Source organism: Nakamurella flava (genome assembly GCF_005298075.1).
GTDB lineage: Bacteria > Actinomycetota > Actinomycetes > Mycobacteriales > Nakamurellaceae > Nakamurella > Nakamurella flava.
In genome coordinates this window covers 399,762-416,043 of the sequence record NZ_SZZH01000001.1, presented here as the reverse complement: position 1 = coordinate 416,043, position 16,282 = coordinate 399,762, and the positions used below count along the sequence as shown (strand labels likewise).

Here is a 16,282-nt window from a genome sequence, read left to right as displayed (position 1 = left end):
GCTGGGGCGGAACCGCTGCAAGCGAAAAGGCTCGCGCCGAACCTATCGAACTTCCGCCGACCTGCCCGAGTCAGCCGCCACCTGCTGCACCAACCGGTGCACGAAGTCGATCTTGTCGCCCACCGCCGGGGTGATCGTGAACGGGTACAGGTCGCCCTTGCCCATCGCCCGGTTGGCCCGGTTGAGCAGCTTGGAGCACCAGTACCAGTCCTCCAGCAGCTCGGCCGTCGGCACTCCGTGGTAGTCCAGCCGCGGCACGATGTCGCGGTGCAGGATGCCGGGGAACTTTTCGTGGTCCAGGTCGACCCCGGCCGAGGCGAGAGTCGTCAGCGTGTCGGTGAGATGCAGGTAGTGGGCCCAGGTCTCGGCGAAGTCCTCCCACGGATGCATCGTCGCGTACTCGGAGAGATATCGGCGCTGCCAGCCGCGCGGGGCGCCGGTCCGGTAGTGCCGCGCGATCGCGTCGGTGTAGGACGCCCGCTCGTCGCCGAACAGGGCGCGGCACTCCTCCAGCCGCGCCTGCGCCCCGGGCCGGTCGGCGGCGGCCGGTTCCTCCACGAGCACCCACTGGTAGTAGTGGCCGACCTCGTGCCGCAGGTGTCCGAGCATCGTCCGGTACGGCTCGCCGAGGCTGACCCGCAGCCGTTCGCGGTGGTCGTCCAGGGTCTCGGCCACGTCGATCGTGATGATGCCGTCGGCGTGCCCGATCGTCACCGGCCCCTGACCGGACCGGGAGGACAGCAGGTCGAATCCCAGTCCGCCCTCCTGCTCGTACCAGGGGACGACGGGCAGGCCCAGATCGGCCAGCCGCAGCAGCAGTCGGCGCTTGTCCACGTCGACATCGGCGACCTTCTCCCGGGCGATCGTGTCGTCGGCGTCCGGGCGGCGCCGGGTGATGCGACACGACAGGCAGCGCGAGTCCTCGGCCGAGCGGTCGACCAGCCAGTTGCAGCGCCAGTCCCGATTGCTGCAGGGCACCCAGTGCGCGCTGGCGAACGCCGCCCCCGCCGACGACACCGGGAGCATCGTGTGGGACGCGGGATGGATGCCGATCTCGCCGCCGCAGAACGGACAGGACAGCGACTCGACGTAGGCGATCTGGCCGCAGAGCGGGCAGGTGAAGGCGTGCACCACCGGATGCTGGCGCGGTCCGTCCGTCGTCGGCCCTGCCGACGACGAAAGCCACCCGCCCGGGTGAATCCCCCCGGGGCGGATGGCTCTCGACGAAGGGCGGCCGGACGGGCCGGCCGCGGGTCTACTTGACCTCGAACTCGCCCAGCGAATCCCAGTGGTCACCCGGCATGACGATGTTGCGGATCTTCGGGGTCTCGACCAGGTACTGCGGCAATTCCTGCTGCGCCTTGACGAAATGATCGCTCTTGACGTGCGCCTCGGCGGCGTCCTCCTTGAACGCCTCGATCAGCACGTACTCGGTGGGATCCTCGACGCTCCGCGACCAGTCGTAGAAAATGTTGCCCGGCTCCGCACGGGTCCCCTCGGTGAACTCCCGGCTCAGTTCGATCCACTGGTCGGCGTATTCCGGCTTGATCTTCCACTTCACGCAGATGAAAATCATGGCGCTTCGTCGCTGCCTTTCTCGACGGCATTCTTCGGACGGGGAATCCTGCGCCGGACGGGCCGGCGACGGCCCACACGGGAGTGCCGATGCTGCCACGGCCCCCGATCCCCGGCGACCGTTCGCCGGGTGGTCTCTCGCGGGGTGAGAAGACGCTGGCTACGGTGGTGGGGTGACCACCGTTGCTCCGCACCCTGCTTCCGTGCCCCCCGCCGATGATCCCGCCGGCCCGGTCCCCGGGGAACACACCCCCGCATCGGAGTCGCGGAGCGGGTCCGTCCACCGGACGCTGGCGATCCTGGAGGCCGTCGCCTCCCGGGGTGGGGCAACGGCCAAGGAGATCGCGTACAACACCGGCCTGCCGCTGCCGACGGTGTACCGGCTGGCCCGCGAGCTGATCGACTCGGACTACCTGGTGCACATCCGGCAGGACAATCGGTTCGAGCTGGGCTACAAGCTGCACCAGCTGGCCGTCTCGCTGCACGAGCAGATCGGGGTGCCCCGCCCGGTCCAGGCCGAGGTGGCCGCGCTCCGCCGGCAACTCGATCTGGCCGCGTACTTCGCCATCCACCGCGGCTCGGAGATCGTCGTCGTCTACACCTCCGACGGCCCGAACTGCCCGCGGCTGAACGACATCAAGTTCGGGTTCCACGAGGCTCCGCACGCCACCGCTCTGGGCAAGATCTTCCTGGCCGACCGGCACCCGGCCCGGCCGCAGTACGCGACGATCGCCCGTACCGGGGTGGCCTGGGAACGGGGCGAGTGGCAGGCCGGTTCCAGTTGCGCGGCGGCCGCCGTCCGTGGCCCGTCCGGCGCCCTCATCGGCTCCGTCGCGGTCTCCGGACCGGACGCCCGGATCGGGCGGGCGCGGGTGGTCGTTGAGGGGGCGTTGCGGGCGACGGCCGTGCGGGTCGCCCGCTTCTACACGGCGAACGGCAGCGAGGCCTGTCTGCACGCCCCGGGTCGCCCGACCGGCGGCTGTCCGAAGTGCGTAACAACCGGCTGACGCGCGACGTGGGAGCCGCCTGAGTTTTCTCATGGCCCGAGAACCGCTCTGGGCCATACATGTCCGACGTGGCTACGGTGACCCCGATCACGCTCGACGATCATCACCCCCGCGCCGGCGGCTCTCACGCACACAGGAGTGCACGAATGACCGACACCGTGGCCCAGCGTCTGACCACGAACCAACGCAGCACCCTGGTTCGTCTGCTCCGCGTGGCCTACCCCCACCAGAACTTCCCCGACGGCCCGTACGAGCGCACGGCCGACGCCGTGCTCGAGCGCGTCGGCGCCTCCATCGGTGAGAAGGTCGGACTGCTGACCGGCCTGGAATCGCTGGACGCCACCGGCCAGGGCGCGTTCACCGACCTCTCCGACGAGGCCGCCCTGCAGGTGCTGCGCGACGCCGAGGACGCCCCGTTCTTCAAGGTCATCCGGGCCGTCGCCGTGGTCGCGCTCTACAACGACCACGAGGTGTGGGAGCTGCTCGGCTACGAAGGCGCCTCCTACGACAAGGGCGGCTACATCAACCGCGGTTTCAACGACCTCGACTGGCTGCCCGAGCCGCGCATCGAGGAGTACGACGGCCCGATCTCGTTCGTCGAGGTCGCCGAGTCCGACATCCCCGCCGCTGCGTCTGGAGCCACCCGATGACCACTCCCGCCAATCCCGCGGCCACCGACTGGCAGTTCGGCGCCGCCGAAGGCCTCGCCGAGAACGGCACCCAGCTCGGCCGGCGCATCGCCGAGGACGAGGAGGTCGTCGTCATCGTCGGCTCCGGTGCCGGCGGCGGCACCCTGGCCTACGAGCTGACCGCGCAGGGCATCCCCTGTGTCGTCCTCGAGGCCGGGCCGTTCCTCAAGCCCGACGACTACGAGAACGACGAGTGGGGCGCCTTCGGCCAGATGGCCTGGCTGGACGCCCGCACCGCCTCCGGTCCGTTCCGGGTCGCCCGCGACTTCCCGAACCTGCCGGCCTGGATCGTCAAGGCCGTCGGCGGCACCACCACGCACTGGTCGGGTGCGACCCCGCGATTCATGGCCCACGAGTTCGCGGCCAAGACCTACTACGGCCAGGTCGACGGGGCCAACCTGCTCGACTGGCCCATCACCCTGGACGATCTCGCCCCGTACTACGACCGGGCCGAGAAGGCCATCGGCTCGACCCACCGGCACGGGCGTCCCGCGCTGCCGGCCAACAACAACTACAAGGTGATGGCCAACGGGGCCCAGAAGGTCGGCTACAACTTCTACGCCACCGGCCCCTACGGCACGAACGCCGAGCCGTACGACGGCCGCCCGGCGTCCGTCCAGGACGGCTTCAACTTCCAGGGCGACAAGTCGACCGCGAAGTGGAGCACCGCCGTCCGGGAGATCCCGCGGGCGCTGGCCACCGGTCTGTGCGATCTGCGACCCGAGTCGCACGCCGTGCAGATCACCCACGACTCCACCGGCAAGGCCAACGGCGTCGTCTACGTCGACAAGGAAGGCAACCTGCACCGGCAGGCCGCCAAGATCGTCTGCGTCGCCGGCAACTCCATCGAGACGCCGCGCCTGCTGCTGCTGTCGGCCAGCGCGCTGCACCCGAACGGCCTGGCCAACTCCTCCGGCCAGGTGGGTCGCAACTACATGCGGCACACGACCGGCTCGGTGTACGCCCGCTTCGACAAGCCGGTGCACATGTACCGCGGCGAGACGATGGCCGGCATCATCGCCGACGAGGCCAAGCTCGACACCTCGCGCGGCTTCGTCGGTGGTTACTACATGGAGACCCTGTCCCTGGGTGTGCCGTTCCTCGCCGCGTTCGCCGAGCCCGGCAGCTGGGGCCCGGAGTTCACCGAGATCATGGCCGCCTACGAGCACACCGCCGGTATGTGGGTGGTCGGCGAGGACATGCCGCAGGAGTCCAACCGGGTCAGCCTCAGCTCCCGGATCACCGACCAGTGGGGTCTGCCGGCCGCCGACGTGTGGTTCGAGGACCACCCGAACGACGTCGCCGTCCGCAACCACGGGTGGAAGCAGGGCACCGCGATCTACGAGGCCGTCGGCGCGACCGGCGTGCACTGCACCCCGCCGTACCCGGCCACCCACAACCTGGGTACCTGCCGGCTGTCCGACCGTCCCGAGGACGGCGTGGCCGACGGCTGGGGCCAGGCGCACGACGTGCCCGGTCTGTTCATCTCCGACGGTTCGCAGATGACCACCGGCGCCGCCGCCAACCCGACGCTGACCATCGTCGCGCTGGCCATCCGGCAGGCCGAGTACATCGGCCAGCAGCTGAAGTCCGGCGTGCTGTAGATCGTCCTCGCCCGGCAGGAAGGGCCGGTCACCCACGGGGTGACCGGCCCTTCCGCCGTTCGGCGCGGTGGGGTCGACGGCTCAGGAACTGGCTTCCAGCACCTCGAGGGCGTGCTGCAGGTCCTCCGGGTAGGGGCTGGTGAACTCGACCCGCCGCCCGTCCTCCGGGTGGGCGAAGGCCAGCGTCCGGGCGTGCAGCCACTGCCGGGTCAGCCCCAGCCGTTGGGCCAGCGTCGGGTCCGCCCCGTAGGTGAGGTCCCCGACGCACGGGTGCTTGAGCGCGGAGAAGTGCACCCGGATCTGGTGGGTGCGCCCGGTCTCCAGGTGCACCTCGAGCAGGCTGGCCGCCCGGAACGCCTCGATCGTCGAGTAGTGCGTGACGCTGTCGCGGCCGCCGGTGACGACGGCGAACTTCCAGTCCGACGACGGGTGGCGGCCGATCGGCGCGTCGATGGTGCCCGAGCTCGGGTCCGGGTGGCCCTGGACGATCGCGTGGTAGATCTTCTCGACCGTGCGCTGCTTGAACGCGTCCTTGAGCACCGTGTACGCGTGCTCGGACAGCGCCACCACCATCACCCCGGTGGTGCCGACGTCGAGCCGATGCACCACGCCCTGCCGTTCGGCCGCGCCGGAGGTGGCCGGCTGGATGCCCATGCCGGCCAGTGCGCCGACCACGGTCGGTCCGTTCCAGCCCGGGCTGGGGTGGGCGGCCACCCCGACCGGCTTGTCGACGACCGCGATGTCGGCGTCCCGGTAGAGCAGGGTGAACCCGGGGACGTGCTCGGGTTCCACGGTCACCGGCCGCTCCGGCTCGGGCAGCGTGATCTCCAGCCAGGTGTCGGCGACCAGCCGCTCGGAGCGGGCGGCGACCACGCCGTCGACCAGCACGTCGCCCTGGTCGATGAGGCCGGCCACGGTGGTGCGGCTCATCCCCAGCAGGCGGGCCAGCCCGGCGTCCAGGCGCATCCCGGCGAGCCCGTCGGGGACGGGGAAGTGTCGGACGTCAGCCACGGTCGGCCTCCTGGTCGGTGGCGCCGTCGGCGTCGGCCTTGCGGCCGCTGCTGCGGGTGTTGTCGAAGTCGTAGCCCAGCAGGGCCGTGATCACCACGGTGATGCCGCCGATGGTGATGGCCGAATCGGCGACGTTGAAGACCGGGAAGTACTCGGCGTTCGGACCGAAGACGGAGACGAAGTCGACCACGTGGCCCTGCAGGAAGCCGGGGGCCCGGAAGATCCGGTCGATGAGGTTGCCCACCGCCCCGCCGAGGACGAGGCCGAGCCCGATCGCCCAGGGCAGCGACCGCAGCCGGGAGGCGATGCGGATGATGAAGACGGCGACGGCCAGGGCGATCAGCGCCAGCACCCAGGTCATCCCGGTGGCCAGCGAGAACGCCGCGCCGGGGTTGCGGATCAGCGAGAAGTAGACGAGCCCGCCGAGGATGCGGGGCGACTCCCCCGGGGTCAGCACGGCCACCGCGATGATCTTGGTGATCAGGTCGAGGACCAGGATGACCGCCGCGATGGTCAGCAGCAGCAGGAAGCGCTGCGGCGGTGCGACGACCGGCGCCGCCGAGGGTTGCGGGTCCGCGACCGGGGCGCTGTCGGTGTCGCTGTCGGGTGGGTCGGGACGTTCGGCGGGCACACTCACCCGACCAGTGTCCCAAACCGTCCCACCCGTTCGGGCCCCGTCAGTTCGATCCGCCCGGACCGGTCCGGAACCAGCGGGCGAGGGCGCCGCCGGAGCTCACCTCGCGCAGGCGTTCCTCGGTGGCGCTGCGCACCCGTTCGGGGGCCAGCACCAGCAGCTGGTCGCCGGACTGGATGCGCAGGGTGGGCAGGATGTCCATCGGCTCGCCGTTCCGCAGCAGCAGGCCGATGGTGGCCGACTGGGGCAGCCGGAGCTGGGCGACGTAGACGCCATGGAGTTTGGACCCCGGCGGCACCGTCACCTGCAGCACGTGCGCGTCCATCTCCTCCAGCGGCGCCGCGTCGACCTGCACCTCCTCGGCCTTGCCGACGTCGACCACCCCGAGCCGGCGGGCCACCCAGGGCAGGGTCGTGCCCTGCAGGAGGGTGTAGATGACGACGACCACCACGATGACGTCGAGCAGCAGCGCCGCGGTCGGCTGGCCGGCGGTCAACGGGATCATGGCCAGCACGATGGGCACCGCCCCCCGCAGACCCGACCACGACAGGAACGCCTGTTCCTTCCAGGTCATCCGGAACGGGGTGGCCGCGGCCACGATCGACAGCGGGCGGGACAGCAGCAGCACGATGAGCCCGATGACGATGCCCGGGATGATCGCGTCCGGTAGCCCGAACGGATCGACGTACAGGCCGAGCATGACGAACAGGCCGATCTGGGCGATCCAGCCGAAGCCCTCGGCGAAGGAGATCGTCGAGGCGCGGTGCGGGAGCCGGGAGTTGCCGAGGATCAGCGCGCAGACGTAGGTGGCCAGGAACCCGGAGGCGTGCGCGTAGGCGCCGACCGCGTACGCGCCGCCGGCCAGCCCGAGCGCCGCCAGCGGGTACAGGCCGGCGGCCGGCAGCGCCGCCCGGCGGAGCACCCAGGCGCCGCCGAACCCGAGCGCGGCACCGATGACCGCCCCGGCGGCCAGTTCGTAGACCACCAGGAACGGCGCGGTCCAGGTGATCGGCGCGGTGCTGGTGAGCAGCAGCACGGCGATGACGACGGGCGCGTCGTTCAGGCCGGACTCCAGTTCCAGGGCGGCCGACAACCGGGACTTCACGCCGACGCCGCGGAGCACCGAGAACACCGCCGCCGCATCGGTACTGGACAGCACCGCCCCCCACAGCAACGACGTGCGCCAGTCGAAGCCCATCACCAGGTGGACACCCAGGCCGGCCACCACCACGGAGACGGCGACGGCCACGGTCGACAGGGAGATGCCCAGGCCCAGCGCGGGCCGGACGTTGGACCACCGGGTGGTCAGGCCACCCTCGGCCAGGATGAACACCAGGGCGGCCAGGCCGACCTGTTCGGCGACGATCGTGTCGGAGAAGTCGATGCCGATGCCGCCGTTGCCCAGGGCCAGGCCGATCCCCAGGTAGAGCAGCAGCGACGGCGTGCCCAGCCGTCGGGACAGCCGGATCGCCACCAGGGCGAGCAGCAGGACGAGCGCGGCGAGGCCGAAGGAGAACTGGACGGTTTCGAGATCCATCGGGCCGCCCGGCCGTCAGCGACGCAGAGCGGGGGTCAGACCGAGCGCGGTCAGTACCTCGATGGTCGCCTTCGACCGGTTGAACGTGTAGAAGTGCAGGCACGGCGCGCCCTCAGAGAGCAGGTCCGCGCTCATCCGGATGGCGTGGTCCATGCCGATGGCCCGACCCGCGGCCGGGTCGTCCCGGACGGCGTACAGCTCCTCGGCCAGATCGGCCGGGATGCTCTGCCCGGACAGCTCGTGGATCCGCATCAGCCGCTGGTACGAGGTGACCGGCATGATGCCGGGGATGACGGGGACGTCGGCCCCGGCGGCCAGCATCCGGTCGCGCAGACCGGTGTAGTCGGCCGCCGAGAACAGCATCTGGGTGATCGCGTAGTCCGCACCCGCCCGGACCTTGTCGACCAGGAAGCGGGTGTCGGTGTCGACGTCGGGCGAGCGGGGGTGCGTGTCGGGGTACGCCGCGACGCCGACCGAGAAGTCACCGAGGGACCGGGTCAACCGGACGAGTTCGCTGGCGTAGGTCAGACCCTCCGGGTGGGCCACCCACTCCGCCGTCGGATCGTCCCCGGGGGGATCGCCGCGCAGGGCCAGGATGTTGGTGACGCCGACCGCGGCGTAGGAACCGATGACCTGACGGAGTTCGGCGACCGAGTGGCCGACCGCGGTGAGGTGGGCCACCGGCAGCAGCGTCGTCTCGGTGGCGATCCGCTCGGTGACCCGGATGGTGCGGCCGCGGTGCGAACCCCCGGCGCCGTAGGTCACCGAGACGAAGGCAGGGTGCAGGGATTCCAGCCGGCGGACCGCATTCCACAGCACGTTCTCCTCCCCGTCGTTGCGGGGCGGCATGAACTCGACCGAGAACTTGGGCCCGGGCGCGGAGAGTCGTTCGCGGACGGACACCATGGGAAGAACCTTAATGTGCGCGAACGACCGCGAGGCACCGGCTCGCCTGGCACGGCCCGGTGACGAATGTCCGCGGTGTCGGGCGGCAGACTGAAGGGATGACCGAGGCCGGACTGGACACCACCGCCCTGCAGGACGTTCTCGTCCGGGAACTGGCCGCTCGCCGGCAGGAACTCGTCGCGATCGACCCGCGTCTGGGCGCCCCGGCCGATCGGCTGGTGGCCTTCGTGCTCGACGGCGGGAAGCGGATCCGGCCACGGTTCCTGTGGCTCGGCTGGCGGGCCGGACAGGCCGATGCCGACACCGGCGGCACCGACGGATCCGGGGTGCTGCTGCTCGGCGCGGCCCTGGAGCTGCTGCAGGCCAGCGCCCTGATCCACGACGACGTCATCGACCGCTCGGACCGCCGGCGGGGTGCGCCGGCCACCCACCGGGCCTTGGCCGCCGATCACGCCGACGCGGGCTGGGTCGGCGACGCCGACCACTTCGGGGTGTCGGCCGCGATCCTGCTGGGCGACCTCGCGCTGATGTGGGCCGACGACCTCTTCACCGCGGGCGCGCTCGCCCTGGGCGTCGTGCCGCAGGCGGCCCCGGTGTGGGCGGCGATGCGGACGGAGGTGACCGCCGGGCAACTGCTCGACCTGTTCACCTCCACCGCGGCCACCACCGACCCGGCCGAACAGGAGGCGGACGCGATGCTGGTCAACCGGTACAAGACGGCGGCCTACACGGTGCAGCGGCCGCTGCACCTGGGGGCGGTCGCGGCCGGCGCCCCGGCCGAGACCGTCCACGCCCTGCTGGATTTCGGCTCCGATATCGGGGTGGCGTTCCAGCTGCGGGACGATGAGTTGGGGGTGTTCGGCGACCCGGCGGTGACCGGGAAGCCGGCCGGTGACGACCTGGTCGAGGGCAAGCGCACCGTGCTCCTGGCGGTGGCCCGGGCGGAACTGGCCGCCAGCCCCGACCGGGCCGCCGAGCTGGAAGACCTCGATCGCGGGGTCGGTTCACCGGCCGCCGACGTGGAGCGGCTGACCGCGATCCTCACCGCGACGTCGGGCCCGGCCCAGGTCGAGCGGCGCATCTCCGCCCTGGTCGCCTCGGGGCTCGGCGCGCTCGACCGGACGACGCCGGACGGCCGTCCGGTCGTGACGGTCGGGGTGCGGTCCGAGCTGGAGCAGCTGGCCCGCCGGGCCACCGCACGCCGGGCATAGGACCCGACGTGCGGCGGGCCCAGGTCAGCGACCCGGCCGGAACACCGCCCGGACGCAGCCGTCCTCCTTCTCCTTGAACATGCGGTAACCCGTCGGCCCGTCGTCGAGTCCCATCACGTGGGTGGCCAGGTGCTCGGTGGTGACCTCGTCCCGGCTCATCCGGTCGAGGATCTCCGGGATGTAGCGGTGCCCGTGCTGCTGGGCGCCGCGCAGGGTCAGGGCCTTGTTCATCACCGCACCGAGCGGGAACTTGTCGACGATCCCGGCGAAGACACCGAGGGTGAAGACGGTTCCGCCCTTGCGGCAGGCGTAGATCGCCTGCCGCACCGCCGGCGGCCGGTCGGTCTCCAGCCGCAACTGCTGTTTGATCTGGTCGTAGAGGTGTTGCGGGCCGGACGAGTGCGCCTCCATGCCTACGGCCTCGATGCAGACGTCCGGTCCCCGACCGCCGGTCATCTCCCGCAGCTCGGCGGGGATGTCGCTGCTCTGGTAGTCCAGGGTGTCGGCCCCGATGTGTCGGCGCACCTGCTCCAGGCGGTTGTCGAACCGGTCGATGACGACCACCCGTTCCGCCCCCATCAGCATGGCCGCGCGGGCGGCCATCTGACCCACTCCGCCGGCACCCCAGACGGCGACCACGTCGCCGGCCTGCACCCCGGCCTGGTGGGCTCCGGTCCAGCCGGTGGGGGCCGCGTCGGAGGCGAAGAGGGCCCGCTCGTCGGAGACGTCGTCCGGGATCGCGAAGACACCCTGGTCGGCGTACGGGACGCGCATGTAGGTGGCGTGGCTGCCGGCCCAGCCGCCCATGGCGTGCGAGTAGCCGTAGCACCCGCCGATCGACTGGCCCCACAGTGCCTCGGTGATCCCCGGGTTGGGCTTGCCGTTGTCGCAGAGCGACCACAGGCCCTGCCGGCAGTACCAGCACTGTCCGCAGCTGCTGAACGAGACCGCCACCACGCGGTCGCCGACCTGGTGCTTGGTCACGGCCGGGCCGACCTCGACCACCGTGCCCATGAACTCGTGGCCGAGCACGTCACCGGAGCGCATGGCGGGGATGTACCCGCCGACCAGGTGCAGGTCCGAGCCGCAGGTCGCACTCAATCCGATCTGCAGGATGACGTCGTGGTCGTTGAGGATCGTCGGCTCCGGGACGTCCTCGACCCCGATCTTGTTGACGCCCTGCCAGGTGACCGCCTTCATCGCACACCGGCCTTCCCGGCGACCCGCGTCCAGGCCTGCAGCAGCAGTCCGCCGGGCGTCTTCTTCCGGTGGCCGTGCGGGGCCGGGTCGACGACCAGCACCTCACCCACTTCGATGAGCTGCTTGGCCTTCCGCAGCGCGGACCGCAGGTCGGCCTGCGGGTCCGAGCCGGTCAACCGGCTGAGCGCTGACCCCGTGGCCGGCCGGTCCCGGAACCGGACCGCCAACTCGGTGCCCTTGTCGGCGGGTGCCAGGCTGCTGCGGACCTCGATCCGCTCCCGGAACTCGGCCAGCGGCGCAGGGAGGTCGGCCGTGTCGATGTCCGACGGTTCGCACAGCACCGTCACCGCCAGCCACCCCGATCCTGGTCGGCGGCCGGTACTGGTGCGGGGGCTGGTCATGCGCCCGCCGTCGTGGGGTGCAGGACGACCTTGGTCCAGCCGTCGTCCCGGTTGTCGAAATGCTCGTAGGCCTCGGGTGCCTGGTCGAGCGGCAGCTCGTGACTGACGATGAAGGACGGCTCGGCCTTGCCGCCGGCGATGAGGTCCCGCAGCTGACGGTTGTACTTCTTCACCGGGGCCTGGCCGCTGCCGATGTGCTGGCCCTTGAACCAGAACAGGCCGTAGTCGAATGCCAGCCGCCCCTGCTTGGCCAGCTCGTCACTGGCCCCCGGGTCCTCGGGGACGAAGACGCCGACGTTGCCGATGCGGCCGGTGAACCGGACGGAGGCCACCAGCCGGTTCATGGTCAGGTTGGCCTGCTCCTGGCCGTCCGGCTCGTGGGCCTGGTACCCGACGCATTCGCACCCGTTGTCGGCCCCGAGGCCCATCGTCTCGTCCAGCACGGCCTGGACGGGATCGACCTTCGAGTCGTCGATGGCGATGGCCCCGATCGACTCGGCCAACCGCAGCCGGTCCGGGTGCCGGTCGACCACCATCACCTTGCCGGCACCGCGGATGGTCGCCGACAGTGCGGCCATCAGGCCGACGGGCCCGGCGCCGTAGATGACCGTCTGGTCGCCGGGCTGCACCCCCGCCATCTCGGTGGCGTGGTAGCCGGTCGGGAAGATATCGGCGAGCATGACGTAGTCGGTCTGCCGCTCCTGCGCGTCCTCGCCCAGGCGCAGGCAGTTGAAGTCCCCCCACGGCACCCGCAGCAACTCGGCCTGCCCCCCGCCGTACGGGCCCATGTCGGCGAAACCGTAGGCTGCGCCGGCCATCTGAGGATCCGGCTGCGCGGTCAGGCAGTAGTTGGTCATTTGCCGCTCGCAGTTCTTGCAGTGCCCGCAGGCGATGTTGAAGGGCAGGACGACGTATTCCCCGACCTTGACCTTGTCGACGCCGCCCCCGACTTCGATGACCTCACCGAGGTTTTCGTGCCCGAACCAGCGACCGGGCTCGAAATCGGTCCGCCCCTCGTACATGTGCAGGTCCGAGCCGCAGATGTTGGCCGAGGTGATGCGCACCAGCACATCGGTGGGCCGTTCGATGCGTGCGTCCGGTACGTCGGACACGCTGACCTTCCGGGGACCCTCGTAGACGACCGCCTTCATGGTTCCTCCTCGTCGCTGGCTGGACGGGCCGTGAACGGCTCATCCGGAGGCACTCCATTGGAGTCGGCCGGCCCCGCCCGGCGGTATCGGCAGTCCTGCCGATTCACGACGTCATCGGAACACCGCGATGTCGTGCTTGGACCGGTCGATCTGCGGTACCAGGTCAGTGGTGACCGGTCCGGCCGACCGAACAACGGCTTCGGCTCGACCCGCACTCACGTCGCCAGGACTGTCGGAGTTGGTCATGCGCGTGCAGGACGATGCCGCACTGTTGTTCGCCGAGCCCGCCGCGGAGACGGGGACCACGTCCGAACGGGGCACGGCGTTGCTGGAGGTGGTCCGCCGGGAGATCCCGTTCGACGGTGCGTTCCTGGCCATCGCCGATCCCCCGACCCACGGGTACTTCTCGGTGACCGGGCTCGACCTGGACTCGAGCACCGTGGAGTTCCTGTCCACCTCGCAGTTCGCCCGGGACCTCGAGGTCACCGGGGCCGACCACGACGTGCCGCCGGTCAGCCCCTCCGACCTGCCGTTCCCGGCTGCGGACCTGCCCACCTGGGCCGACCACCTCATCCCGGCCGGGATCCATGAGGGCCTCGGGATCGGTCTTTTCGCCGCGGATGGGCGACACGTCGGCCATCTCGCCGTGCTGTTCGGCAGCCGGCAACGCCCGTCGACGATGAACCGTCGACGTCTCGAACGGCTGGCCCCGGCCCTCGCGCAGGCGGTGGATCCGCTGCGTCCGCTGCTCGCGGCCGCCGGGCTGGTACGGGACGCCGTCGCCGGTGCGGTCCTACTGGTGGACGGTGGGCGCCAGTCGTTGCCGGGACTGCCGACGGGAGGGTTGCTCGCCCCGTCCAGCCTGCTGCTGGCCGCCGCCGACCGGCGGATCCGCGAGGGCGCGGTCTGCTCGGCGTTCCTGTCGCCGACCGGGTGCTCCGGGCCGTCGGCCGATCATGTCCGCGTCACCGTGCTCCGCGCCCCGCGGGACGGGCCGCCCAGTCTGACCGGCATCGTCCTGCTCTCCCCCGCACCCGACCGGCACGGTCTGTCCCCCCGCGAGCTCGAGGTGTTGGGACTGTTGATCGAGGGGTGGTCCAACCAGCAGATCGCCCAGCGGCTCGTCGTGACCCCGCGGACGGTGGCCACCCACCTCGAGCACATCCTGGCCAAGCTCGGCGCTTCCTGCCGCACCCTGGCCGCGGTCCGGGCGGAGCGGGACGGGCTCTACGTCCCGCCCGCCGCCAAGCCGGATCGACAGCCGCCGAACCGGCAGGGGTCAACTGGGATCCGAGTTGTATCCTAGGTCGGCCCGGGGTCCCCCGGGCGTGCCGACCGGAGGATCGTCCGTTGCCCGTTCCCGCACCCGGCCCGGTCTCGGCCGCCGACCGGGCCCATGTCGAGATCCGCCGCCGGATCGCCGACGGCGAACTGCCGCCGGGCACCCTGCTCAGCGAGAACGAGCTCGCCGCCTCGCTCTCGGTCAGCCGCACCCCAGTGCGCGCCGCTCTGGCCCGGCTGCGGGACGAGGGCTGGATCACCGTCCTGCCCCAGCGGGGCGCCCTGGTCCGCGCCCTCTCCGAGACCGATCTCCGCGAGGCGGCCCAGGTGCGACACGCGTTGGAATGCGCGGGCGTCCGCGCCGTCGACCCGGCCGACCGCTCCGCACTGGTCGACCGGCTGCGCGCGGCCCTGGACGAACAGGCCGACGCGCTGGCTGACCGCGACTTCACCCGGTTCGTCGGGCTGGGCACCGCGTTCCACCGGACGTTCGCCGCCGCCGCCGGGAACGAGCTGATGCTCTCGCTGTACGACCGCTTACAGGACCGTCAGGCCCTGTCGATCATCCGCAGCCGAACCCGCATCCAGCGGGATCCGGTCGGCGTCCTCGACGACCACCGGACCCTGCTGCGACACCTGGCCGCCGGCGACTGGGCGGCTTTCGCCGACCACCTGCAGTCCCATCAGGTGCGCTGGGACGACGAGAGCACGGTGTACCCATGACCGGGACGCTGTCCCCCGCCGACATCGCCCGGATCCAGCGGCGCACCCTGTGGATCGTGGTGGCCAGCCAGATCCTGGGCGGCGCCGGACTGGCCGCCGGGGTCACGGTCGGCGCGCTGCTGGCCGAACAGGTGTTGGGTTCGGACGGACTCGCCGGTCTCCCCAGCGCCCTGTTCACCCTGGGGTCGGCGGCGACCGCGTACCTCGTCGGCCGGTTGTCGCAGCGGCGGAGCCGACGGATCGGTCTGGCCACCGGATTCGCGGTCGGGGGTCTCGGCGCGGTCGGGACGGTCGTCGGCGCCGTCCTGGAATCCGTTCCGCTGCTGCTGATCTCGTTGTTCGTCTACGGGGCGGGTACCGCCACCAACCTGCAGGCGCGGTACGCGGCCACCGATCTGGCCGTACCGGCCCGGCGGGCCACCGCGATCAGCGTCGCGCTGGTGTCGACGACGCTGGGCGCCGTCGCCGGACCCAACCTGGTCGAACCCCTGGGCGAGTTGGCCGCGGCGTTCGGGATCCCGGCCCTGGCCGGGCCGTTCCTGCTCGGCGCGGTCGCCTACCTGGCCGCCGGTCTGGTCCTGTTCACTCTGCTGCGGCCCGACCCGCTGCTGCTGGCCCGCTCGCTGGAGCCGGCGGACCGGCCGGCGGGCGGGATCGCGGACACGATCCCCCGCCCGGGTGTGGGGGCGGCGGTGGGTGCGACCGTCATGGTGCTGACCCAGGTGTCGATGGTCGCCATCATGACGATGACCCCGGTGTACATGCGCGATCATCACCACGGACTCGGTGAGATCGGCCTGGTGATCAGCCTGCACATCGCCGCCATGTTCCTGCCGTCGCCGGTGACCGGAGTGCTGGTCGACCGCCTCGGACGGACCCCCATGGCGGTCACCGCCGGTGTCGTCCTGCTGCTGGCCGGGGTGGTCGGCGCGGTCGCCCCGGGCGACTCGCTCGGCCTGCTGGTGCTGTCCCTGGTGCTGCTCGGCCTGGGCTGGAACATCGGGCTGATCGCCGGCACCGCGCTGGTCGTCGACGCCACCGTGCCGGCCAACCGGGCCCGCACCCAGGGGTCCATCGACGTGCTCATCGCCCTCTCCGGAGCGGGGGCCGGGGTGGCCTCCGGCGTCGTGATGGCCGGCGGCGGCTTCGCCACACTCGCCCTGGCCGGTGGCGCGCTGTCCCTGCTGCTCGTCCCGGTGGTGTTCTGGTCGCGACGGAGTGGCCCCGCCGGCACCGTCACGAATGGTCCGACGGACCGAACTCCCGTCGGGAGGTCCTGACTCCCCGGCGACGGGGAGTTCCGTTCACCGACCCGGAGTGCAGTGGGTCCATTTCGTCGCCCTGTCCCCATC

16 protein-coding genes are annotated in these 16,282 nt (G+C 71.4%); 7 read left to right on the top strand and 9 right to left on the bottom strand.

Annotated elements, in window-relative coordinates:
- Positions 1–42: 42 nt before the first annotated feature.
- Complete coding sequence (locus FDO65_RS01925) at positions 43–1,131, bottom strand: zinc-binding metallopeptidase family protein (RefSeq protein WP_137447794.1); 1,089 nt, start codon at positions 1,129–1,131, stop codon at positions 43–45.
- Positions 1,132–1,255: 124 nt separating this feature from the next.
- The gene (locus FDO65_RS01920) at positions 1,256–1,576 is read right to left on the bottom strand and encodes a putative quinol monooxygenase (RefSeq protein ID WP_137447793.1); all 321 of its coding nucleotides are present in this window, start codon (positions 1,574–1,576) and stop codon (positions 1,256–1,258) included.
- Positions 1,577–1,778: 202 nt separating this feature from the next.
- Here FDO65_RS01920 and FDO65_RS01915 point away from each other — a divergent pair, with 202 nt between their 5' ends.
- From FDO65_RS01915 to FDO65_RS01905, 3 genes are all read left to right on the top strand, one after another.
- On the top strand, positions 1,779–2,582 hold the full coding sequence (locus tag FDO65_RS01915; RefSeq protein WP_137447792.1) for an IclR family transcriptional regulator: 804 nt from the start codon (positions 1,779–1,781) through the stop codon (positions 2,580–2,582).
- 146 nt (positions 2,583–2,728) lie between these two features.
- Positions 2,729–3,232, top strand: a complete 504-nt coding sequence (locus FDO65_RS01910; RefSeq protein WP_137447791.1) for a hypothetical protein — start codon at positions 2,729–2,731, stop codon at positions 3,230–3,232.
- Positions 3,229–4,875: a GMC family oxidoreductase gene (locus FDO65_RS01905; protein WP_137447790.1), complete on the top strand. Its 1,647-nt coding sequence runs from the start codon at positions 3,229–3,231 to the stop codon at positions 4,873–4,875. Before FDO65_RS01910 ends, FDO65_RS01905 begins: the two co-directional genes overlap by 4 nt.
- Positions 4,876–4,956: 81 nt before the next feature.
- Here the strand turns inward: FDO65_RS01905 and FDO65_RS01900 are convergent, their stop codons facing one another.
- From FDO65_RS01900 to metF, 4 genes are read right to left on the bottom strand one after another with little or no spacing between them, the layout of a single operon-like run.
- Positions 4,957–5,841 carry an RluA family pseudouridine synthase gene (locus tag FDO65_RS01900; protein ID WP_137449380.1) on the bottom strand — a complete coding sequence of 295 codons (885 nt, stop codon included), beginning with the start codon at positions 5,839–5,841 and terminating at the stop codon, positions 4,957–4,959.
- Between the two features lie 37 nt (positions 5,842–5,878).
- Positions 5,879–6,523: a signal peptidase II gene (lspA, locus tag FDO65_RS01895; protein WP_137447789.1), complete on the bottom strand. Its 645-nt coding sequence runs from the start codon at positions 6,521–6,523 to the stop codon at positions 5,879–5,881.
- Positions 6,524–6,563: 40 nt separating this feature from the next.
- Complete coding sequence (locus FDO65_RS01890; protein WP_137447788.1) at positions 6,564–8,057, bottom strand: potassium/proton antiporter; 1,494 nt, start codon at positions 8,055–8,057, stop codon at positions 6,564–6,566.
- A gap of 15 nt (positions 8,058–8,072) precedes the next feature.
- On the bottom strand, positions 8,073–8,963 hold the full coding sequence (metF, locus tag FDO65_RS01885) for a methylenetetrahydrofolate reductase [NAD(P)H] (RefSeq protein WP_137447787.1): 891 nt from the start codon (positions 8,961–8,963) through the stop codon (positions 8,073–8,075).
- A gap of 98 nt (positions 8,964–9,061) precedes the next feature.
- Here metF and FDO65_RS01880 point away from each other — a divergent pair, with 98 nt between their 5' ends.
- Positions 9,062–10,174: a polyprenyl synthetase family protein gene (locus FDO65_RS01880; protein ID WP_137447786.1), complete on the top strand. Its 1,113-nt coding sequence runs from the start codon at positions 9,062–9,064 to the stop codon at positions 10,172–10,174.
- Positions 10,175–10,198: 24 nt separating this feature from the next.
- Here FDO65_RS01880 and FDO65_RS01875 read toward each other — a convergent pair whose 3' ends face one another.
- From FDO65_RS01875 to FDO65_RS01865, 3 genes are read right to left on the bottom strand one after another with little or no spacing between them, the layout of a single operon-like run.
- Positions 10,199–11,374, bottom strand: a complete 1,176-nt coding sequence (locus FDO65_RS01875) for a zinc-dependent alcohol dehydrogenase (protein ID WP_137447785.1) — start codon at positions 11,372–11,374, stop codon at positions 10,199–10,201.
- Complete coding sequence (locus FDO65_RS01870) at positions 11,371–11,775, bottom strand: hypothetical protein (protein WP_137447784.1); 405 nt, start codon at positions 11,773–11,775, stop codon at positions 11,371–11,373. Before FDO65_RS01870 ends, FDO65_RS01875 begins: the two co-directional genes overlap by 4 nt.
- Positions 11,772–12,926: a glutathione-independent formaldehyde dehydrogenase gene (locus tag FDO65_RS01865; protein ID WP_137447783.1), complete on the bottom strand. Its 1,155-nt coding sequence runs from the start codon at positions 12,924–12,926 to the stop codon at positions 11,772–11,774. Before FDO65_RS01865 ends, FDO65_RS01870 begins: the two co-directional genes overlap by 4 nt.
- Positions 12,927–13,170: 244 nt before the next feature.
- On the opposite strand from FDO65_RS01865, the gene FDO65_RS22655 reads away from it, so the two are divergent.
- Genes FDO65_RS22655 through FDO65_RS01850 form a run of 3 tightly spaced genes read left to right on the top strand, consistent with a single transcriptional unit; the run spans position 13,171 to position 16,210 of the window.
- Positions 13,171–14,232 carry a helix-turn-helix transcriptional regulator gene (locus FDO65_RS22655; protein WP_137447782.1) on the top strand — a complete coding sequence of 354 codons (1,062 nt, stop codon included), beginning with the start codon at positions 13,171–13,173 and terminating at the stop codon, positions 14,230–14,232.
- Between the two features lie 44 nt (positions 14,233–14,276).
- Positions 14,277–14,930 (top strand): GntR family transcriptional regulator, encoded by a 654-nt coding sequence (locus FDO65_RS01855; RefSeq protein ID WP_137447781.1) that lies wholly within the window; start codon positions 14,277–14,279, stop codon positions 14,928–14,930.
- On the top strand, positions 14,927–16,210 hold the full coding sequence (locus tag FDO65_RS01850; protein WP_137447780.1) for an MFS transporter: 1,284 nt from the start codon (positions 14,927–14,929) through the stop codon (positions 16,208–16,210). Before FDO65_RS01855 ends, FDO65_RS01850 begins: the two co-directional genes overlap by 4 nt.
- The last annotated feature ends 72 nt before the right edge of the window (positions 16,211–16,282 follow it).